This window comes from Actinoplanes sp. NPDC049599, assembly GCF_044465625.1.
Lineage (GTDB): Bacteria > Actinomycetota > Actinomycetes > Mycobacteriales > Micromonosporaceae > Actinoplanes.
Genome location: NZ_JBITLX010000013.1, coordinates 1 through 19,624, shown reverse-complemented (window position 1 = coordinate 19,624; position 19,624 = coordinate 1). Strand labels below are relative to the sequence as shown.

General features: G+C 70.6%; 20 protein-coding genes. 14 read left to right on the top strand and 6 right to left on the bottom strand.

Going from position 1 to position 19,624, the window contains the following annotated elements:
• Positions 1-76: 76 nt before the first annotated feature.
• Positions 77-751, bottom strand: coding sequence for a hypothetical protein (locus ACIBQZ_RS22740; protein ID WP_396090751.1), 675 nt, complete (start codon positions 749-751; stop codon positions 77-79).
• 528 nt (positions 752-1,279) lie between these two features.
• Positions 1,280-1,753 carry a hypothetical protein gene (locus ACIBQZ_RS22735; protein WP_396090750.1) on the bottom strand — a complete coding sequence of 158 codons (474 nt, stop codon included), beginning with the start codon at positions 1,751-1,753 and terminating at the stop codon, positions 1,280-1,282.
• Positions 1,754-1,844: 91 nt separating this feature from the next.
• Between ACIBQZ_RS22735 and ACIBQZ_RS22730 the strand changes: the two genes are divergently transcribed.
• The 9 genes from ACIBQZ_RS22730 (at position 1,845) to ACIBQZ_RS22690 (ending at position 12,048) form a co-directional block, all read left to right on the top strand.
• A complete protein-coding gene (locus tag ACIBQZ_RS22730; protein WP_396090749.1) occupies positions 1,845-2,681 on the top strand; it encodes an NAD-dependent protein deacetylase in 837 nt (278 codons plus the stop codon).
• A 53-nt stretch (positions 2,682-2,734) separates the two neighbouring features.
• The gene (locus ACIBQZ_RS22725; RefSeq protein WP_396090748.1) at positions 2,735-3,139 is read left to right on the top strand and encodes a hypothetical protein; all 405 of its coding nucleotides are present in this window, start codon (positions 2,735-2,737) and stop codon (positions 3,137-3,139) included.
• Positions 3,140-3,458: 319 nt separating this feature from the next.
• Positions 3,459-4,481, top strand: coding sequence for a LacI family DNA-binding transcriptional regulator (locus ACIBQZ_RS22720; RefSeq protein WP_396090747.1), 1,023 nt, complete (start codon positions 3,459-3,461; stop codon positions 4,479-4,481).
• Between the two features lie 113 nt (positions 4,482-4,594).
• Positions 4,595-6,277 (top strand): ABC transporter substrate-binding protein, encoded by a 1,683-nt coding sequence (locus ACIBQZ_RS22715; RefSeq protein WP_396090746.1) that lies wholly within the window; start codon positions 4,595-4,597, stop codon positions 6,275-6,277.
• An 84-nt stretch (positions 6,278-6,361) separates the two neighbouring features.
• On the top strand, positions 6,362-7,495 hold the full coding sequence (locus tag ACIBQZ_RS22710) for an ABC transporter ATP-binding protein (protein WP_396090745.1): 1,134 nt from the start codon (positions 6,362-6,364) through the stop codon (positions 7,493-7,495).
• On the top strand, positions 7,492-8,472 hold the full coding sequence (locus ACIBQZ_RS22705) for an ABC transporter permease (protein ID WP_396090744.1): 981 nt from the start codon (positions 7,492-7,494) through the stop codon (positions 8,470-8,472). Before ACIBQZ_RS22710 ends, ACIBQZ_RS22705 begins: the two co-directional genes overlap by 4 nt.
• Before the next feature lie 3 nt (positions 8,473-8,475).
• Complete coding sequence (locus tag ACIBQZ_RS22700; protein ID WP_396090743.1) at positions 8,476-9,567, top strand: ABC transporter permease; 1,092 nt, start codon at positions 8,476-8,478, stop codon at positions 9,565-9,567.
• Positions 9,564-10,574: an ABC transporter ATP-binding protein gene (locus tag ACIBQZ_RS22695; protein ID WP_396090742.1), complete on the top strand. Its 1,011-nt coding sequence runs from the start codon at positions 9,564-9,566 to the stop codon at positions 10,572-10,574. Before ACIBQZ_RS22700 ends, ACIBQZ_RS22695 begins: the two co-directional genes overlap by 4 nt.
• Positions 10,575-10,644: 70 nt before the next feature.
• Entirely contained in the window at positions 10,645-12,048 is a 1,404-nt protein-coding gene (locus ACIBQZ_RS22690) for a GH1 family beta-glucosidase (RefSeq protein WP_396090741.1), read from the top strand.
• Between the two features lie 66 nt (positions 12,049-12,114).
• On the opposite strand, the gene ACIBQZ_RS22685 is transcribed toward ACIBQZ_RS22690, so the two are convergent.
• A complete protein-coding gene (locus ACIBQZ_RS22685) occupies positions 12,115-13,374 on the bottom strand; it encodes an ROK family protein (RefSeq protein WP_396090740.1) in 1,260 nt (419 codons plus the stop codon).
• 80 nt (positions 13,375-13,454) lie between these two features.
• On the opposite strand from ACIBQZ_RS22685, the gene ACIBQZ_RS22680 reads away from it, so the two are divergent.
• Positions 13,455-14,288 carry a class I SAM-dependent methyltransferase gene (locus ACIBQZ_RS22680; protein ID WP_396090739.1) on the top strand — a complete coding sequence of 278 codons (834 nt, stop codon included), beginning with the start codon at positions 13,455-13,457 and terminating at the stop codon, positions 14,286-14,288.
• 55 nt (positions 14,289-14,343) lie between these two features.
• A complete protein-coding gene (locus ACIBQZ_RS22675) occupies positions 14,344-14,553 on the top strand; it encodes a hypothetical protein (protein ID WP_396090738.1) in 210 nt (69 codons plus the stop codon).
• 89 nt (positions 14,554-14,642) lie between these two features.
• On the opposite strand, the gene ACIBQZ_RS22670 is transcribed toward ACIBQZ_RS22675, so the two are convergent.
• Positions 14,643-15,017, bottom strand: a complete 375-nt coding sequence (locus tag ACIBQZ_RS22670) for a cupin domain-containing protein (protein ID WP_396090737.1) — start codon at positions 15,015-15,017, stop codon at positions 14,643-14,645.
• 73 nt (positions 15,018-15,090) lie between these two features.
• Here ACIBQZ_RS22670 and ACIBQZ_RS22665 point away from each other — a divergent pair, with 73 nt between their 5' ends.
• Positions 15,091-15,534 (top strand): MarR family winged helix-turn-helix transcriptional regulator, encoded by a 444-nt coding sequence (locus tag ACIBQZ_RS22665; RefSeq protein WP_396090736.1) that lies wholly within the window; start codon positions 15,091-15,093, stop codon positions 15,532-15,534.
• Positions 15,535-15,601: 67 nt separating this feature from the next.
• Positions 15,602-16,237 (top strand): maleylpyruvate isomerase family mycothiol-dependent enzyme, encoded by a 636-nt coding sequence (locus ACIBQZ_RS22660; RefSeq protein ID WP_396090735.1) that lies wholly within the window; start codon positions 15,602-15,604, stop codon positions 16,235-16,237.
• A gap of 40 nt (positions 16,238-16,277) precedes the next feature.
• Here ACIBQZ_RS22660 and ACIBQZ_RS22655 read toward each other — a convergent pair whose 3' ends face one another.
• Entirely contained in the window at positions 16,278-16,547 is a 270-nt protein-coding gene (locus ACIBQZ_RS22655; RefSeq protein ID WP_396090734.1) for a metal-sensitive transcriptional regulator, read from the bottom strand.
• A gap of 253 nt (positions 16,548-16,800) precedes the next feature.
• Between ACIBQZ_RS22655 and ACIBQZ_RS22650 the strand changes: the two genes are divergently transcribed.
• A complete protein-coding gene (locus tag ACIBQZ_RS22650; RefSeq protein WP_396090733.1) occupies positions 16,801-17,256 on the top strand; it encodes an MmcQ/YjbR family DNA-binding protein in 456 nt (151 codons plus the stop codon).
• Here the strand turns inward: ACIBQZ_RS22650 and ACIBQZ_RS22645 are convergent.
• Positions 17,253-18,476 (bottom strand): Ig-like domain-containing protein, encoded by a 1,224-nt coding sequence (locus ACIBQZ_RS22645; RefSeq protein WP_396090732.1) that lies wholly within the window; start codon positions 18,474-18,476, stop codon positions 17,253-17,255. The genes ACIBQZ_RS22650 and ACIBQZ_RS22645 overlap by 4 nt on opposite strands.
• Positions 18,477-19,624 lie beyond the last annotated feature (1,148 nt).

Here is a 19,624-nt window from a genome sequence, read left to right as displayed (position 1 = left end):
TGAGTTGCGCGCCGCAACTCCACGCGCCACCGCACCGAAGGACCCCTCAGGTCCACACTGGACATCGCCACGGCGCTCAGCGCACCGCCAGCCGGGCCTTGGCCGGACGAGCCGGCGTCCACTGCTGCTGACACCGCACGTCACGGCCGGCCTGCGCACGCACGGTGACGACCTCCGCGCGCAGCTTACGCAACGTGGCCGCCGCCCGCTCGGCCTCCTGCCACGCCTGCCGCTCCAGCTCGGTCGCGGCCCGATAGGCGGCAAACCGATGCTCCCGCACGGCCGCCCGCACCGCGGCCTCCTGGGCAACGGGATGACGCCGCGGATTCCACATCCCCCGATGCGCCAGCACCTCGTTGAGCTGCGCGATGGACAACTCCCGCCGCCGGCAGGCCGCGGTCGCGATGCGATGCAGATTACGCTCCCGATCGGCCAGCTCGGCCCGGGTCCGGCGCTGCTTGAGAATCGGGAAAGCGGCCGCGGCGGTTACCCGCCGTGCCTCCCGATCGGCGGCGTCGAACTCGGCCCAGGTGGCATCAACCCGCTCCTGAGCACGCACCCAGTCATCCCGCCGCCGCCGGGAGACCTCGGCGGCCCGCTCGGCGGCAAGCGCCCGCTCATCGATCGGCACGGCGGCGGGTAAGGCCACCGCCCGGGCGGAACGGCGGGGCACGGCGAAGAAGGCCGTCACGGCGGCGACGGCGACCAGCAGGACCATCCAGATCGTTATGGCGGTTTCCACGATGAACACCGGCTTCTCTTCGGTTGCGCGTCGGAGTTTTGAGCTATTCCCTTACGCGCACAGGGATCGCTCATGAAAGTCGAGGGCTGAAGCTGTCAGGGCACGGCACGTCAGCGCGGTGCGGGGTGGCGCGCCCGGCCCGAGCACGCGGGTCGCGCACCTGGCTCAAGCACGCGGTTCGCAGCCGGTCCGCCCACGGATCACACGCCTGGCTCAGGTACGCGGATCGCGTCCAATTCGGACCGTGGATCCCACACCTGGCTCAAGCACGCGAATCGCGCCCGATCCCGAACACAGATCCCACACCTGGCCCGAGCACGCGGATCGCGGCCGGACCGGAGCACGGATCCCACACCTGGCCCGAGCATGCCGATCGCGGCCGGACCGGAGCACGGATCACACGCATGGTCCAAGCACGCGGATCGCGGCCAGTCCCGAACGCCGATCCCACACCCGGCCCGAGCACGCGGATCGCGGCCGGTCACGGATCGCGCACCTTGCTCAAGCGCGCGGGTCGCGCCCGGTGGCGCGCCCGGCTCAGGCGCGCGGGGGGCCGCGCTCGCTGTGGGTGCGCTGACTGGAACTGCCGGCGGCCGAGCGGGCCTCGACGCAGATCCGGCCGCCGTGCCGGCCCTGCACCGGCAGCCCGGCCGGACCCTGCACCACGCCGGCGTCGATCGGGGCAGCGCCCTGATTGCCGCCATCCGTGTCCTGCGCGGACCCGGCGTCCTCGGAGGCGGTGGCGGGGTCGGTGCTGTCCGCTTCCAGGGCCAGGCCGGCCTGGTCGGCGCCCGCGCGGGTCTGCTCCGGGGCCTCCGTCAGCGGCAGGCCCGGGGGCAGCGGCGTGTCGACCGTGGTGATGACCGTCACCGGCGCGTCGGCGGCCGGGCCGCCCTGGTCCAGCAGGGCGGGGAGCGTGAAAGCGAGGGCGATCAGCGCGAGGCCGGTCAGGAACTGCAGCAGGCGTCGCCCGTCCCAGTGACGGGGCAGCAGGCGCGCGACAGTGGCCACCCGATCAACCTACCGTTCTCGGCCCGTCCGTGCACAGATAGTGGTGAGTGCGTCCTTCGTCCCACTCCACCGGGTGAGGGACCATGGTGGGGTGACGCAGATCGAGCAGCTCGCCGAGTGGGTCGGCGACGGGGGTGTGGTCGTGCTCAGCGGGGCCGGCCTGTCCACCGAATCCGGCATCCCGGACTACCGCGGCCCGTCCGGCGTGGCCCGGAGCAGCACCCCCATGACCTACCAGGCGTTCACCCGGGATCCGGTGGCCCGGCGGCGTTACTGGGCGCGCAGCCACCTCGGCTGGCGCACCATCGGCGACGCCCGGCCCAACGCCGGTCACCGGGCCGTGGCCCGGCTCCAGGAGCTGGGCCGGCTCGACGGGGTCATCACCCAGAACGTGGACGGGCTGCACCAGGCCGGCGGCGCGCACGCCGTCGTCGAGCTGCACGGCAACCTCTCCCGGATCACCTGCCTGGGCTGCGGTGAGCTGACCGCCCGGACGGCGCACTCCGACCGGCTGGACGCGGCGAACCCGGGCTTCGCGGCGGCCGTGACGGCGGTCAACCCGGACGGCGACGTCGAGATCGACGACGCCGGGCTGGACGGCTTCACGGTTGTCGACTGCGCGTCGTGCGGCGGGATGCTCAAGCCCGACGTCGTGTACTTCGGCGAGACCGTGCCGCCCGACCGGGTCAGCCGCAGCTTCGAGCTGGTCGCGGGGGCGCGCACGTTGCTGGTGCTGGGTTCCTCGCTGACCGTGATGTCCGGGCGGCGGTTCGTGCTGCGCGCCGCCAAGGACGGCATCCGGGTCGCCATCGTCAACCAGGGCATCACCCGCGGCGAGCCGTACGCGGGCCTGATCGTGGACGCCGCGCTGGGCGAGGTGCTGCCCGATGTGGTGCGCCGGGTGGAGGGTGTGTCCGTACCCGGATGAACTGGGTATGCGGGCTCATCCGGGGCCCGCGGCACCCGGCCTAGGTTCGGTCCATGCCTGCGAAGAAGCTTTTCCGCGCCACGGCCGGCCTGCTCGCCCTCGCCGCCGCGACCGTGTTCGCCTGGTGGGCCTGGCTCGGCCGGGACACCGAGATGCAGCTCGACCCCGAGACCGGCAACTACTCCGGGCCGTACACGACCGCCCAGGTCGCCGGGCTCGTGCTCACCATGCTCGCGCTGCTGATCGCGGCCGTGCTGCTGCGGGTGCCGGCGCTGCCGGCCGCCGCGGTGATGACCGTCGCGTTCACCGCGGCGTGGACCGCGCAGGCCGCCGCCACGGACGAGACGGGCCTGTTCCTGGTCGGCACGATCCTCGTGCTGGGCGGCATGGCGGTGGGAACGACGGCGGTCGCCCTCGGCACCACGGCCCTGCGCCGCACCCTCCACCCGACAGCCTGAGCGCACCCGCCGGCCGGCGGCCCGAGCGCACCCGCCGCCCACGGCCCGAGCGCCCCGCCCACCCGACGGCCCGAGCACCCCGCCCGCCCGGCGGTTGAGCGCGCGCCGGCGCCGCCCGGCGGCTGCCCGTTTCGCTCGGTATCGACCGCGTTGCGCAGCACGTAAACGAGTAAGCCGCTCCTTGGTTATCGTCTCGAAACCTAAATAAAGATACCGACGCGTTGACGTGACCCGGCTCACCGGAGTTAACTGCCGGAACCGCTCCCGAAACCGGTTCCGAAACTGCGGTGCAACCATCTGGACACAAGTCGGAGGACACGTGCCAATCACCATCGCCGATGTGGCGGCCCGGGCCAAGGTCAGCAAGACCACGGTCTCCCGGGTGCTCAACGGCAAGGGTGAGCTGGACGAGTCGACCGCCGCCCGGGTCCGCAAGGTCATCGAGGAACTGGGCTATGTGCCCAGCTCACGGGCCGTGGGCCTGGCCCGCGGCCGGACCCGGGTGGTCGGCATGCTGGTCCCCTCGCTCACCTGGCCGTGGATCGGCGAGGTGCTGCAGGGCGCCGTCGACGTGCTCGAGACCGAGCGCTACGGCCTGCTGCTGTTCACCTGCAACCGCGGCGAGGAGTCGATGCGCCAGTTCGGCGCCCAGGTTTCCGCCAAGAGCTTCGACGGCCTGCTGGTCATCGAGCCCGAGGGCACCCTCGACTACATCGCCATGCTGCACGCCCGCGGCCTGCCCGTGGTGCTGATCGACGACCGGGACGTGCAGCCCGGCCAGATCCCGAGCGTGGGCACCACCAACCACTCCGGAGCCGGCGCCGCCGCCCGGCACCTGCTGGGCATCGGCCGGCGCAAGCCGCTGATCGTCGCCGGGCCCGAGCGCTTCGGCTGCACGGTGCAGCGCCTGGACGGCTTCGCGTCGGTCTACGCCGAGGCCGGCCACCCGATCAGCGCCGACCGCGTCCTGCCCGGCGACTTCACCATCGCCTGTGGCCGGGACGGCATCCAGGCGGCGATCGCGTCCGGTGTGGAGTTCGACGCGGTCTTCGCGCACAACGACCTCTCCGCGACCGGCGCCATGCAGGCGGTGCTGGACAGCGGCCGGCGCATCCCGCAGGACGTCGCGGTGGTCGGCTTCGACGACATCCCGATGGCGGCGCACACCCAGCCGCCGCTCACCACCGTGCACCAACCACTGCGCGAGATGGGCGAGGCAGCGGCACGCATGCTGCTCGCCCACTTCGAGGGCTCACCCCTGCCCAACCGCCCGACCGTCATCCCCGCCACCTTCACCGTCCGCGGCTCCACCGGCCCGAGACCCCAGACCGACCACTCGTAAGCCGTACTCCCCCATAACCCGCAAGACGGCCGACGTTTCGACGTGCGGCGCACCCGCCCTGCCTCGGGGCACCCCTCTCACCCGATTCCGCACCACCTGAGGAGACATCAGAAATGCAGCGCAGGAAATTTATCGCGGTCGCCGTCGCCGGCGTGCTCGCGTCGGGCGGCCTGGCCGCCTGTGGCGAATCGCCCAATGAGGGCAACAAGAAGGCCGGCAGTGGCGTCACCTTCCTGAACGTGGGCATGCCGAACGGCCCGCAGACGGAGAACCACAACCCGTTCCTCGGCACGTCGGCGGGCGCCTCGCTGGGCTACCGCTGGATGCTCTACGAGCCCCTCATGATGTGGAACCCGGTGAAGCCCGCCGAGGCCTCCAAGCCGTGGCTGGCCACCGGCGCCGAGTGGACCCCGGACTTCAAGAAGGTCACGATCACGGTTCGCGACAACGCGAAGTGGTCGGACGGCAAGCCGGTCACCGGTGACGACGTCGCCTACACGTTCAACCTGATCAAGAAGAACGAGGCGCTGAACTCCGCCGCCACGCCGTACGGCGAGATCACCGCCAGCGGCAACACCGTCACGGTGACCTTCACCGGCTCGATGTTCGTCTACAAGGACAAGTGGCTGGGCCAGACCCCGATCGTGCCCAAGCACATCTGGGAAGGCATCAAGGACCCCGCCACCGACGCGAACAAGACGCCGGTCGGCTCGGGCCCGTACACGCTGAAGACCTTCACCCCGCAGACCACCACGTTGTCGGTCCGCACCGAGGGTTACTGGCAGGACCTGCCGCAGGTCAAGGAGCTGCGCTACACGTCGTACACCGACAACAACGCGCAGACCACGGCCCTGTCGGACGGCTCCAACGAGTGGTCCTTCGTGTTCATCCCGAACTACAAGACGGTCTTCATCGACAAGGACCCGGCGCACTACAAGGTCTGGGCCCCGCCGATCCTCGGCATCCACGGCCTGTACATCAACACCACCAAGGCGCCGTTCGACAACGTGGCCCTGCGCAAGGCGATGAGCATGGTCGTCAACCGCGAGGACATCTTCAACCAGGCCTCGGCCGGCTACTTCCACCCGCTGGTGTCCAGCGTGACCGGTCTGCCGTCGCCCGCCGGTGACGCGTACGTCGCGCCGGAGTACAAGGGCAAGAACCAGGCCGTCGACGTCGAGGGCGCCAAGGCCGTGCTGGCCGAGGCGGGCTTCAAGCTCAACGGCAGCACGCTGAACGACCCGAGCGGCAAGCCGGTGAAGATCACCCTGACCGACCCGAGCGGCTGGTCCGACTACCAGACCTCGCTCGAGATCGTGAAGGACAACTTCGCGCAGATCGGCATCGCCGCCACCGTCGACAAGGCGAACCAGGACGCCTGGTTCCGCAACGTCGAGGAGGGCAAGTTCGACGCCACCTTCCGCTGGACCAACGGTGGCGCGACGCCGTACGACATCTACCAGACCGTCATGGACGGCAAGGTGATGAAGAAGATCGGTGTCGCCTCCCCGGGTGGCAACTTCGGCCGCTTCAACAGCCCCGAGGCCACCGCGGCCCTGGCGGCGTACGCGAACGCCTCGGACGACGCCGCCCGCACCACCGCGCTCAACACGGTTCAGAAGATCTTCGTGGAGCAGGTGCCGATGATCCCGGTCGGCGCGGACAACATCGGCATGGCGTACAGCACCAAGAACTGGGTCGGCTGGCCCGACGACACCAACCCCTACGGCGCCGGTCAGCCCACGCAGGCCAACGCCCTGGACGTCGTCCTGCACCTCAAGCCCGCCAACTCCTGATCCGCACCGCCGTGCCCCGGACGGGCTCGTCCCGTCCGGGGCACGGCACCGCGGCAGTCCGACACCCCTGCGAAGGAACTCGGCATGACGTTGAGCCCAGAGGCCGAGGCGCCGGCCAACGAGGTGGTGCTTGAGGCGATCGGCCTGACCAAGCACTTCCCCGTCCGCCGGACGCTGCGCGACCTTTTCACCCGCACGCACGAGGCCGTGCACGCGGTTGATGACGTACATCTCACGCTGCGGCGCGGCCGCGTGACCGCCCTGGTCGGCGAGTCCGGCTCCGGCAAGTCCACGGTGGCCCGCCTGCTGGCCCAGCTCTATCCCCGCACCGCCGGGGACCTCAAGCTGCACGGCGAGAGCACGAAGGTCCGGGGCGGACGGCAGTTCCGCGCCTACACGGCCCGGGTCCAGATGATCTTCCAGGACCCATTCGCGTCGCTGAACCCGGTGCACACGATCCGGTACCACCTGACCCGGTCGCTGAAGATCCACCACAACGCCGGCAACTCCGCGGCGGAGCTGGAGGCGGCCCTGGCCAACCTGCTCAACCGGGTCAGCCTGACGCCGCCGGAGCGCTACCTCGACAAGTTCCCGCACGAGCTCTCGGGCGGCCAGCGCCAGCGCGTGGCGATCGCCCGGGCCCTGGGCGCGGACCCGGAGGCGCTGCTCGCCGACGAGCCGGTGTCCATGTTGGACGTCTCGATCCGGCTCGGCGTGCTCAACCTGCTGCGCGACCTGAAGGAACGGCTGAACCTGGCGATCCTCTACATCACCCACGACATCGCGTCGGCCCGCTACTTCGCCGACGACACGATGGTGATGTACGCCGGCCGGATGGTCGAGGGCGGCGACAGCGAGTCGGTGACCCAGTCGCCGGCCCACCCGTACACCCGGCTCCTGATCGATTCCGCGCCGGACCCGGACCGGATCGCCAACATGCTCGGCGATGCCGCGGACCGCGGCAACGGCGAGCCGCCCAGCCTGATCAAGCCGCCCAGCGGTTGCCGGTTCCACCCGCGCTGCCCGATGGCCATGCCGCGCTGCGTGACCGACCTGCCGGTGCGCCTGGAGATCGGCGACAAGCCCGGGCACTGGGCCGCCTGCTGGCTCTACGACGAGGCCACCGTGGCCGAGCAGCCGCCCGGCTCCGCCGCCACCGGTTTCTCCCCCGAGGCCGTGCTGGTCGCCGGGGACGCGCACCCGGAGGAGGTCCGATGAAGTTCCTGATCCAGCGGATCCTGTTCTACCTCTTCACCGCGTGGGCCGCGATCACCATCAACTTCTTCATCCCGCGGATGATCCCCGGTGACCCGGTCAAGTCGCTGCTGGCCCGGTTCCAGGGGCAGATGAGCAGCGACGCGATCGACTCGCTCTACGTGCTGTTCGGCCTGGACAAGGACGCCAGCCTGTGGAGCCAGTACGTCGACTACTGGCAGCAGCTCTTCCGCGGTGACCTGGGCCTGTCGTTCACCGCGTTCCCGTCGCCGGTCTCCGAGGTCATCGGCGACGCGCTGCCGTGGACCGTGGCGCTGGTCGGCATCACCACGATCATCAGCTTCTTCATCGGCACCAGCCTCGGCGTGCTGGCCGGCTGGCGGCGCGGCTCGTGGATCGACGGCCTGTTGCCGGCCACCACGTTCCTGAGCTCGGTGCCGTACTTCTGGCTGGGCCTGCTGGCGATCTACCTGCTGGCCGGGCCGGACAGCTTCTTCCCGTCCTCGGGCGGCTACGGCACCGACGTGGTGCCGTACCCGGACTGGCCGTTCATCTCCAGCGCGCTGCAGCACAGCCTGCTGCCCGCGCTGACCATCCTCATCTCCTCGGTGAGCGGCTGGATCCTGAGCATGCGCAACATGATGGTCACCGTCGCGGCGGAGGACTACATCACCGTCGCGCACGCCAAGGGGCTGTCGGACCGCCGGGTGGCGCTGAGCTACGCGGCCCGCAACGCGCTGCTGCCGAACATCTCCGGCTTCGCGCTGTCGCTGGGCTTCATCGTCGGCGGCACGCTGCTGGTGGAGATCGTCTTCTCCTACCCGGGGCTGGGCTTCCTGCTCTTCCGGGCGGTCGGCGCCAAGGACTACCCGTTGATGCAGGGCATCTTCCTGGTCATCACGATCTCCGTGCTGGTCGCGAACCTGATCGCGGACATCGCCTACCTGATGCTCGACCCGCGCACCCGCAAGGAGGGCTGACAGGTGACCATCCCCACCTCCAGCATCGACCAGGTCATTCCCGGCCAGGGTGCGATGGCGCAGCCCGAGCCGGCCAAACCGACCAAGGCCGCCAAGCGCCGCAAGTTCCGGTTCATCGCCAACGGCAAGGCCATGACCGGCATCGTCGTGCTCGGCCTGTACCTGCTCTTCGCGATCATCGGGCCGTGGGTGGCGCCGTACGACCCGGACGCCCGCGGCGACCAGTTCGTGGCGCCGCCGTCGGCGGACCACTGGTTCGGCACCACCCACCTGGGTCAGGACGTCTTCAGCCAGATCCTGGTCGGCACCCGGGCCGTCATGCTGGTCGGCTTCGCCGCCGGCATCATCGCCACGATCCTGTCGGTGCTGATCGGCGTCACCGCCGGTTACCTCGGCGGCGGCTTCGACGACGGCCTGTCCGCGCTGTCCAACGTGTTCCTGGTGATCCCGGCCCTGCCGCTGATCATCATCGTGACCGCGGCGGTGCCCAGCGGCGGTGACGCCCTGGTCGCGCTGATCATCGGCCTGACCTCGTGGGCCTGGGGCGCCCGGGTGCTGAGAGCCCAGACCCTGTCGCTGCGCAGACGCGACTACGTCGAGGCCTCCCGGGCCAACGGCGAGTCCACCTGGCGCATCATCATCTTCGAGATCCTGCCGAACCTCACCGCGATCATCGCGTCCGGCTTCGTCGGCACGGTCATCTTCGCGGTCACCTCGGAGATCACCCTGGCCTTCATCGGCATCGGCTCGGCCACCTCGTGGAACTGGGGGACGATCCTGTTCTGGGCGCAGAGCCAGCAGGCCCTGGCGCAGGGCGCGTGGTGGTGGTTCGTCCCGGCCGGTCTGGCGATCGCGTTCCTGGGCACCGCCCTCTCGCTGATCAACTTCGGCATCGACGAGTTCGTCAGCCCGCGGCTGCGCAGCGCCGGCAAGACGAAGATCAAGACCGCCTCGGGCCGCACCGTACGGATGCGGGTCGGCTTCACGCCGGTGCTGGACAACTCCGGCGCGCCGCACACCCACGCCAGCCCGATCCCGGTCATCGGCGGCAAGCCGACCCCGGTCAGCCGCAGCAAGGAGGCGACCACCCCATGAGCCAGCAGCCGGTGCTCGAGATCAAGAACCTGAACGTGGACTACGGCCTGGGCGACCAGGCGGTGCACGCCGTCCGCGACGTGAACCTGACCCTGCACCGCGGCGAGGTGCTCGGCCTGGCCGGCGAGTCCGGCAGCGGCAAGTCCACCCTGGCGTACGGGCTCACCCGGCTGCTGGCCCCGCCCGGCGTGGTCAGCGGCGGCGAGGTCATCTACCACCCGGAGCAGGGCGAGCCGTACGACGTCCTGGGCCTGACCGACAAGCAGCTGCAGGCGTTCCGCTGGGCCGAGACCGCGATCGTGTTCCAGGGCGCGATGAACTCGCTCAACCCGGTGCACAAGATCTCCACCCAGCTGACCGACGTGCTGGCCGCGCACGAGCCGCAGATGTCGTCGCACAGCCGCAACGCCCGGGCCCGGGAGATGCTCAAGCTGGTCGGCATCTCGCCGGACCGGATGGACGCCTACCCGCACCAGCTCTCCGGCGGCATGCGCCAGCGCGTCATGATCGGCATGGCGCTGATCCTGCAGCCGCAGGTGGTCATCATGGACGAGCCGACCACGGCGCTGGACGTGGTGATGCAGCGGCAGATCCTGGGTCAGCTCATCGAGCTGCGCGAGCGGCTCGGCTTCTCGGTCATCTTCATCACGCACGACCTGTCGCTGCTGGTGGAGTTCTCGAACCGGATCGCCATCATGTACGGCGGCCGGATCGTCGAGGAGGCGCAGGCGACCACGCTGTACAAGGAGTCGCTGCACCCGTACAGCCAGGGTCTGCTCTCCTCGTTCCCCGCCCTGCGGGGGCCGCGCCGGGAGCTGGCCGGCATCCCCGGCTCGCCGCCCGACCTCAAGGGCATGCCGAGCGGGTGCTCGTTCCACCCGCGGTGCCCGAAGGTCTTCGAGCCGTGCGCCGACAACATCCCGGTGCTCGGCAGCCCGGACACCCCCGACGGGGCGACCCGCACTGTCGCCTGCTGGCTGCACCCGGTCAAGCAGCCGGTCGGCTGAGCACAGCGTTGCCGACGGCCCCGGCCCACCAGCCGGGGCCGTCCTCGTACCCATCCCCCACAGGAGAACCATGAACCCCACCGTCACGCCCGCACCCGGGCTGCTCCTGCCCACCGCCGACCTGCCGCCGTCGTTCAAGTGGGGCGTCGCGACGTCGTCCTACCAGATCGAGGGCGCCGTCGCCGAGGACGGCCGCACCCCGTCCATCTGGGACACGTTCTGCCGCGTGCCCGGTGCCGTGGTGGGTGGCGACAACGGCGACGTCGCGTGCGACCACTACCACCGGATGCCGCAGGACGTCGCCCTGATCAAGAGCCTGGGCGTGGACACGTACCGGTTCTCGGTGGCCTGGCCCCGGGTGCAGCCCGGCGGCAAGGGCCCGGCCAACGAGGCCGGCCTGGCCTTCTACGACCGGCTGACCGACGAGCTGCTGGCCCAGGGCATCGACCCGTGGGTCACGCTGTACCACTGGGACCTGCCGCAGGAGCTCGAGGAGGCCGGCGGCTGGCCGAACCGCGACACCGCGTACCGCTTCGCCGACTACTCGATGCTGGTCTTCGACCGGCTCAGCGACCGGGTGGACAACTGGACCACGCTGAACGAGCCGTGGTGCTCGGCCTGGCTGGGTTACTTCGTGGGTGTGCACGCGCCGGGCCGCAAGAACTTCGGCGACGCCATGGCCGCGGTGCACCACCTGCTGCTGGGCCACGGCCTCGCGACCCAGCGGATGCGCGCGGCGGCGCCGCGGGAGATGAAGTTCGGCATCACCCTCAACATGGGTACGGCGGACCCGGCCACCGACACGCAGGCCGACCGCGACGCCGCCCGGCGTGCCGACGGCATGGGCACCCGCATCTACCTGGATCCGCTGCGCAAGGGCCAGTACCCGGCGGACATGGTCGAGGACCTGGCGGCGCGTGGCACCGCGTTCCCGGTCCAGGACGGCGACCTCGAGATCATCTCGACGCCGTTCGAGGTGCTGGGCGTGAACTTCTACTTCGGACAGGACTTCAGCGGCACCGACGAGCAGGGCAACTCCACGGACGCCGACGGGCTGCCGGTGGTCCGCGCGATCCTGCCGCCCGGCCCGCGCACCGCGATGGACTGGCCGATCACCGCGGACCGCTTCACCAGGCTGCTGGTGCGGCTCTCCCGCGACTACCCCGGCCTGCCGATGGTCATCACGGAGAACGGCGCGGCGTTCGACGACACCGCGGACGCCGAGGGCAACGTGGCCGACGAGGACCGGACCGCGTACCTGGCCGCGCACATCGCGGCGGTGGCCGACGCCCGCGAGCAGGGCGCGGACGTGCGGGGTTACTTCGCGTGGTCGCTGATGGACAACTTCGAGTGGGCCGAGGGCTACGCGAAGCGCTTCGGCATCGTGCACGTGGACTACAACACGCAGGTCCGGACGCCCAAGCAGTCGGCGCTCTGGTTCCGCGACACGATCAGCCGCGTCCGCGGCGACTGAACGGGGGCGGGCCGGCGCGGTGCCCTCGGGACGCCGCGCCGGCCCGGGTCAGACCCGGGGTCGAGTTCAGCCGCGGCCGCGGCTCAGGGATCGGCGGTGGGCCGCCCGCGACGGTGGCGCCGCCGGGCCCGGCGTGCCCGGCAGCCCGCCGTCGGCGAGCAGCCGGGCGATCGGCAGCGTGGCCGCGCCCATCGCGACCGCGTCGGGCCCGAGCTGACAGAGATCGATCCGGGTACGCGAGTACGGATGCCGCAGCGCGTTTCGTGCGGCAGCGTCGCGAATGTCCGATAGAAAGCGCTCTCCCAACGCCAAGCCCGCCGGCCCGCCCAGCACGATGCGCTCGGGTGAGAACAGGTTGACCAGTCCCGCGATCCCGGCGCCCAGGTAGCCCACGGTCTGCGTGATGACCGCCGCGGCCGCCTCGTCCAGCGCCCCGTCGGCCGCCAGCATCCGGGTCAGCAGCTTCGGGTCGGGCCGCTGGCCGGTGGCCTCGGCGAGCCGGGCGATCACCGTCTCCGACCCGATGTACGCCTCCAGGCAACCCCGTGCCCCGCACCGGCAGACGGCACCGTCGTACACCAGGGTGGTGTGACCCCATTCGCCCGCGTTGCTGAACGCGCCGCGATAACCGCGCCCGTCCATCACGACCGCGGCCCCCACCCCCGTGCCCACCATGACTATCACCGCGTGCTTGGCGCCCCGGCCGGCGCCGAACCACATCTCGGCCTGGCCGAGCGTCTTGGCGCCGTTCTCCACGAAGACCGGCACCTCGGTGCCGGCGCGCAGCATCTCGCCCAGCGGTACGGCGTCCCAGCCGGTGGTCTGCGAGTGCACGATCGGCGAACCCGCGGAGTGGTCGACCACGCCCGGCACGCCGACGCCGTAGCCGAGCACCTCGGAACGCGCGATGCCCGCCTCGGCAACCACCGTCTCCAGCCCTTCGAGGAGCTTGGCGGCGGTCAGCTGCGGATCGGGGCCGTCGTCACCGAGCGAGAACTGCGCCACGGCGAGCCGGGACATCGCCAGGTCGTACAGCTCGACCAGCAGCCGGGTCTCGCCGACGTCGGCGCCGGCGACGTAGCCGTACCCCGGGGCCACCCGCAGCAGCGCGCGGGGCCGCCCGCCGTCCGAACCGACCAGGCCGGCCTCCTCGACCAGCCCCTCGTCGATCATCTCGCCGATCAGGTTGCTCACGCTGGCCTGGCTGAGCGCGGTGGTCTCACCGAGCTGCTGCCGGCTCTGCCGGCCGCCGTGGAACAGGTCCGTGAGCAGGCTCGCCCGGTTGGCGCGGCGGACGTCCCGCACCGTCGTACGCCTGGTCTCCAACCCCTACCGCCTTCGCATTCAGCCCCGTCGACTCGGAAACTACCAGGTGACCGGCCGGGAGCTGCGCTACCGTCACCGCCGTGAGCGACTACCGGACCCTCAACCGAGCAAGCTGGGACGAGCGCGCGCCGGCCCACGCGGCGTCCAAGGACTACCGCGTGTCGGCCTTCGCCGACGACCCGGCGCACCTCAGCGACGTGGTCCGCTTCGACCTGCCCCGGCTCGGCGACCTCCGCGGCCTGCGCGGCGTGCATCTGCAGTGCCACATCGGTACGGACACCCTGTCGCTGGCCCGCCTGGGCGCGACGATGACCGGGCTGGACTTCTCGCCGGCGTCGCTGGCGGAGGCCCGGCGCATCGCGGCCCTGGCCGGCACCCCGGTCGAGTACGTGGAGTCGGACGTCTACCAGGCGGCCGACAAGCTGGACCGCGGCGGCTTCGACCTGGTGTACACCGGCATCGGCGCGCTCTGCTGGCTGCCGGACATCCGCCGCTGGGCGCGGGTCGTGGCGGACCTGCTGCGCCCGGGCGGCCGGCTGTTCCTCCGCGAGGGCCACCCGATGCTGTGGGCGATCCCGGACGAGCCGCGCCCGGACGGGGTGCTGGCGGTGGAGCTGCCGTACTTCGAGCAGACCGAGCCGACGATCTGGACCGAGGGCGGCACGTACGTCGAGACGGACACCGAGTTCGTGCACAACACCACGCACGAGTGGAACCACGGCCTCGGCGAGGTGGTCACGGCCCTGATCGACGCGGGCCTGACGGTGACCGGCCTGACCGAGCACACCACCGCGCCGTGGAACGCGCTGCCCGGCCGGATGAGCCAGGTCGCCGACGGAGAATGGCAGCTCACCGACCGTCCCCAGCGCCTGCCGCACACCTACACCCTGCAGGCGGTGCGCGGCTCCGTTTAAAGATCGCCGCATTCGGGGTATCTCGGGGCCAGTCCCCACGACCAAGGAGCCCTCGATGCGCGCAGGATCAATCGGCGGAGTCATCGTCATCATCTGGCTCGTCCTCGGCGCCGTCGCCGCGTTCGAGCGTGGATACTTCAAGGAATCCGGCGACGCGAGCTGTGCCGAGGCCGGCACGGTCATCGTCACGGTGGTCGCCGGCCCGCTCAACTGGCTGGGCGTCAACCCGAAGATCACCTGCGACATCCCCGAGCCGTCCAAGTAGGCCGGGAACCGCAGTTCCGCTCACCACCCGGAACGCCGCCGCCCCTCCAGGGGGATGCGGCGTTCCCGCCGTCCTGGGGTCAGCCGCACTCAGCGCACCCAGGGCGGGCTGATCAGCGAACCGTCCGCGAGGGTCGCCTCGAGGCCGATGCTGGTGGTCACCCAGGCGGCCGCCGGCGCGTCCGAGACGTTGTCCAGGCCGAAGAGCGCGCCGGCCGGCACGAAGGCGACCTCACCCGCCCGTACCGTCGTGCGGTTGTCCCCGATGGTCGCGGTCAGCTCGCCGGTGAGCACCAGCAGGACCTCCTCCCGGTTCACCCGGTGTGGCACCCCGGTGGTGCCGGCGGCGACGTCGAGCCGCCAGGCGCAGAGCTCCCGGCTGCCGGACGACGGCGCGACGTAGGAATGGAACGCGGCGCCGTGCAACTCGTGCCGCACGGCGTCCTGCTCACGAATGACTGGCATGGTGATCCTCTCAGATCGTCAAGCTACTGGACTAAATAGTCAAGCAGCTTGACCTATCTGTCAAACTGTTCCGGTGGACCGTGATCTGCTCGACCTGCCGGTGCTGCTGCTGAGCGCCGCCCGCGCCCTGGTGGACGGCGTCGACGCCGGCGTCCGGGCGCGCGGCTTCACCGACCTGCGCCCGGCGCACGGCTTCGCGTTCGTGCGCCTGGCCGGCGACGGCGCGACCGTGGGCCAGCTCGCCGAACACCTCGACGTGACCAAGCAGGCGGCCAGCCAGATGGTCGAGGAACTCGTGACCAAAGGGTACGTGGAACGCCGCCCGCACCCCGCCGACGCCCGCGCCCGCCTGGTCGTGCTGACCCCGAAGGGGTGGGCGTGCACCCGCGCGGCGGACGAGGCGGCGGTCGAGATGCTGCGCCCCTGGGCGGACGTCCTGGGCCCGGAGCGGCTGGCCGCCCTGAAGGCGGACCTGCGGCGCATCGCCGCCCCGGGCCGGGTCCGCCCGACTTGGTGAGCCGGTGCCCGATGAGTTCGCCGCGGCCCATCCGTAATCCTGCAAAGCCCTCGAACAGGAGAACGTGATGCAGAACCTTGAGGCCGCGGTGCAAGCGGAACGCGCCGAGCAGGCAGACCTGCTCGCCACGCTCACCCCGGAGCAGTGGAACGCCCCGACCCTGTGTGCCGGCTGGCGGGTCCGCGAGGTCATCGCCCACACGACGGCGCCGTACCGGATGTCGCTCGCCCGCACCCTGGTGGAGCTGGCGAAGGCCCGTGGCGACATCAACCGGATGGCCGACCGCGCCGCCCGGCGCGACGCCGCCCGCATGTCACCCGAGCAGCTGCTCGCCGACCTGCGCGCCAACATCACCAGCCCCTGGACCCCGCCCGGCGGCGGCCCGCAGGGCGCACTGTCCCACGACCTCATCCACGGCCTCGACATCACGGTCGGCCTGGGCCTGGACCGCCGGCCGCCACCCGAGCGGGTCGCCCTGGTGCTGACCGGCCTCCAGCCGAAGAACGTCGCCTTCTTCGGCACGGACCTGGCGGGGGTCAGCCTGCGGGCAACCGACCTCGACTGGACCTACGGGACGGGCGCCCCGGTGCGCGGACCGGCCCAGGACCTACTGCTGGTGATCTGCGGCCGGCGCCTGCCCGCGGGCCGGCTGACAGGCGACGAGGCCGCGCGGTTCAGCACGTCCGCTCCGCACGGATCGTGATACCCCCCGCGGCGCTCGTCACGCGCGGCGGCTGGGCACGTCAGGCCAGCGACAGGAACAGCTTCTCGAGCTGTGCCACATCAAGGCTCGGCTTCTCGCCGTTGCCCTCCGCCTTCACGCACTCCCGCAGGCCGCTGGCGATAATCTTGAAACCGGCCCGGTCCAGCGCCCGGGACACGGCGGCGAGCTGGGTCACCACATCGGCGCAGTCGCGGCCGTCCTCCAGCATCGCGATCACACCACGGATCTGCCCCTCCGCGCGCCGCAGCCGCCTGATGACGTCCCCGAGCGCATCCTGGTCGATCTCCATACCGTGCCTCCCACCCCGTCGCCTACCTGCGCAACGATACCCCGGCGGGTACACCTGGCAGACCGGGAGAACACGCGATCCCCGTCACGGAAGGCCGCTCGCAAAATACCACCGGGGGTATGTATTCCGAGGGAGGCCGCACTCACTCCCCGGGTCGGCCGGCCAGGACGAGTGCCACCACGGAGGCCGCCCGGCCACCGCGGGTGCAGCCCGACGGCGCGCGAAGGTCGCCGGCGGCCGGTACTGTCGGCCCATGTCCGGCCCCGGAGACGTGCCACCGCAGCTCCTGCGCCGGTTGCGGCCGATCTGCCTGGGCCTGCCGGAGACGTACGAGGAACCGGCCTGGATCGGCGTCCGCTGGCGGATCCGCAAGCGGACATTCGCCCATGTCTACACGCCCGACCCTGGGCGCAACCTGGTCTACCCCCGGCACCCGGTCGCCGGCGAGCCGCCGACGGTGATGACGTTTCGGGTGCCCGCCGCCGAGCTCCTCGGCCTGACCGGCAGCGGCTTTCCGTTCTTTCGCGCGGGCTGGGGCCACAACGTCGCCGGGGCCCTCCTCGGCGACCACACCGACTGGACCGAGGTCGTCGAGCTCCTCACCGACAGCTACTGCGAGCTGGCCCCGAAGTTCCTCGTCGCCCGGGTCGCCGCCCCGGCGGGCCAGCGATCCGCCGCACCGATGTCAAGACCGCCCACGGCAGGCTAGCGGCGGCCGTACTTGTCGAACGGGACCGTCCAGTCGCCGATACCGTTCCAGATCGGGAGCTCGCGCGGGGTGTTCCTGACGTCGACGATGTCGCCGACCAGGAAGTTGTTGTAGACCCACTTGGCGTCAGCCGTGCTGAGGTTGATGCACCCGTGTGACAGGTTCGCCCGGCCCAGTGAGCCGTTCCACGGGGCGGCGTGCAGGTATTCGCCGGAATAGCTGATCCGGGTGCAGAACTCGATGTTCTCCGACACGTAGTAGTTCGGGTCCTTGGGGTCGGTGACGCCGTAGCTCGCCGAGCTCATGGTGTGCTTGCGCTTCTTGCCCAGCACGACGTGGGGGCCACCCGCCGTCCAGTAGCTGATGCTCTCGCCGTTCGCCCCGGTGGTGCCGCCGCCCTTGCCGAGGCTGCACTTCATCGTGCGGACGAGCTTGCCGTTGATGTAGACCTTCGTCAGGTGGGTCCGGTTGTCGCTGACCGCGATCAGCTGCCGGCCGATCTTGAAGTGGGTCGACGCGTTCCGCGCCCCGTACGTCGTCTTGCCGAGCTTGACGCCGAACATGCCGACGCTCACCTTGACCGTCGTGCCGGCGGCCCAGTACTTCGCCGGCCGCCAGTGCACGGTCTTGTCGTCCTTCCAGAAGAACTTGCCCTTGACCTCGGGCGAGGTCTTGATCTCGATGGCCTTCTCCGCCGCGTTCTTGTTGACAGCGCGGCTGAACGCGACGATCACCGGCTGCCCGGCGCCGTACGTCCGGCCCTCCTTGAGGGCGAGCATCCCGTTGGCCTGGAAGGTGACCCGGGCGATGTTCTCCGGCTTCAGCGTGGTGAACGTGCTGTCCTCGGTGGTCGTCTTGCCCGCGCCGTCGGTGGCCGTGACGCTCACCTTGTACTTCTTGCCGTACGCGAGATCCTCGACCGACCGCCACGTCCCGTCATCCTGGATCGCACCGTCGATCTTGGCCTTGCCGGAGGTGACGGTGACCGACTGGAGCTTGCCGTCTGCGGCGCTGACAACAATCGGCTTCACCGGCAACACCTCGGTGTCCCCGTTCGCCGGCGTCACACTCAGCCGGACGGGCGCAACCTGCTCGATGTTCGCGGCCGGCTCGACCCAGTCCGTGCCGCCGTCCGCCTTGCCGGACGAGGAGCACCCGGCAGCCGCAGCAGCCGCGGCCATACCCACCGCGCCGACAATCACCTTACGTCGCTGAATCATGACTCTCACATTCGAGGGATGCCGACCGGCGCCATCCAAGGCCCTGCATACATAGACGTAGACAGGACCCGAAACGTTGCGTCCCGCTCCGAAAGGAGATCATCCTGACAGATCCAAACCCCGCCCGGTAGCCCACACCAACTGCCAAAAGCCGACACCCCGGCCCCAAAAACCCAAACCCGCCGGTCAGCCCACCATCGGCGTATACCTCGCCCGCAGGACGACCCCGCACCGGGAGAACCGACCAGCACCGCGTAACTACGCTCGGTGATGCCCCGGCTGCCTTCACCGAGGCGAACGGCCCAATAGCACGGTGATCGCCCGGAACGGCCAAGCCGCCACCCGTCACAACATCGTGTGCCCGACAACCAAGCGATCAGCCGACCGATCGCAGCGGACGCCCGAAGACAGGCCGGCTCCGCACCAACGACCGCGGCCGACCTGAACATCGGTGCCACACGGCTGTGGACAAACGCGACCACCGTCGCTGCGATACGTGGCCAACCTGAGCGCACAGTTCCCTGACCCCACCCGGCAGCCGAGCGCCCACCAGCGACCGCGCCCGGCGAGAGCAAGTGACCCCGTTCCACTGTGGCGTCACTGCGGCCCCATAAAAAACGACATCGGCGGAACTGCGGGCCGACCGGCAACCATCCCTGTCAGCACAACCGGCAAACCTACGAAATCCGCCGTGCCGCTGACAACCCGACCGCACCCGTGTCGGTGAGCCGGTAGCAGCGGCGCGTGCGCCCGTCGACAAGTTGCTCCGGCCAGCCAAGTTTCCTGGTGATCGCCGGAAGCCACCCACCCAAGCCGGACGCCGGGACGACAAGCGACAGCGACTCTACGATCCAGCGCGCCAACCTGAAAGACGCCAAAGCACAAAATCAACCGCAACTGCGAGGTCCATTCGCTTGACCACCACCCACGCCGACCTGCCCGACAGAATCACTGGCCGCCCCCACAAGCACGGAAGCCAGACCCCGAACCGCCAGGGGACCACCAGGGGACCACCAGGCCGGATCATGCACCCAGCAGCGAGCAACCAAGAACTGAAGTTCCACCTTCGAGCCGGACACCTTGAAACCAGACAGTGGTCTGGGGGAAGGATGTCCCGGTGCCCCGCCCTTCGAAGTATTCCGAGGATT

Excerpts from the sequence above, each read along its gene's own strand:
- ACIBQZ_RS22655 (WP_396090734.1), bottom strand. The coding sequence starts at position 16,547 with ATGGAGATCGACCAGGATGCGCTCGGGGACGTCATCAGGCGGCTGCGG.
- ACIBQZ_RS22690 (WP_396090741.1), top strand. The coding sequence starts at position 10,645 with ATGAACCCCACCGTCACGCCCGCACCCGGGCTGCTCCTGCCCACCGCC.
- ACIBQZ_RS22695 (WP_396090742.1), top strand. The coding sequence starts at position 9,564 with ATGAGCCAGCAGCCGGTGCTCGAGATCAAGAACCTGAACGTGGACTAC.
- ACIBQZ_RS22715 (WP_396090746.1), top strand. The coding sequence starts at position 4,595 with ATGCAGCGCAGGAAATTTATCGCGGTCGCCGTCGCCGGCGTGCTCGCG.
- ACIBQZ_RS22670 (WP_396090737.1), bottom strand. The coding sequence starts at position 15,017 with ATGCCAGTCATTCGTGAGCAGGACGCCGTGCGGCACGAGTTGCACGGC.
- ACIBQZ_RS22645 (WP_396090732.1), bottom strand. The coding sequence starts at position 18,476 with ATGATTCAGCGACGTAAGGTGATTGTCGGCGCGGTGGGTATGGCCGCG.
- ACIBQZ_RS22660 (WP_396090735.1), top strand. The coding sequence starts at position 15,602 with ATGCAGAACCTTGAGGCCGCGGTGCAAGCGGAACGCGCCGAGCAGGCA.
- ACIBQZ_RS22650 (WP_396090733.1), top strand. The coding sequence starts at position 16,801 with ATGTCCGGCCCCGGAGACGTGCCACCGCAGCTCCTGCGCCGGTTGCGG.
- ACIBQZ_RS22675 (WP_396090738.1), top strand. The coding sequence starts at position 14,344 with ATGCGCGCAGGATCAATCGGCGGAGTCATCGTCATCATCTGGCTCGTC.
- ACIBQZ_RS22705 (WP_396090744.1), top strand. The coding sequence starts at position 7,492 with ATGAAGTTCCTGATCCAGCGGATCCTGTTCTACCTCTTCACCGCGTGG.
- ACIBQZ_RS22725 (WP_396090748.1), top strand. The coding sequence starts at position 2,735 with ATGCCTGCGAAGAAGCTTTTCCGCGCCACGGCCGGCCTGCTCGCCCTC.
- ACIBQZ_RS22710 (WP_396090745.1), top strand. The coding sequence starts at position 6,362 with ATGACGTTGAGCCCAGAGGCCGAGGCGCCGGCCAACGAGGTGGTGCTT.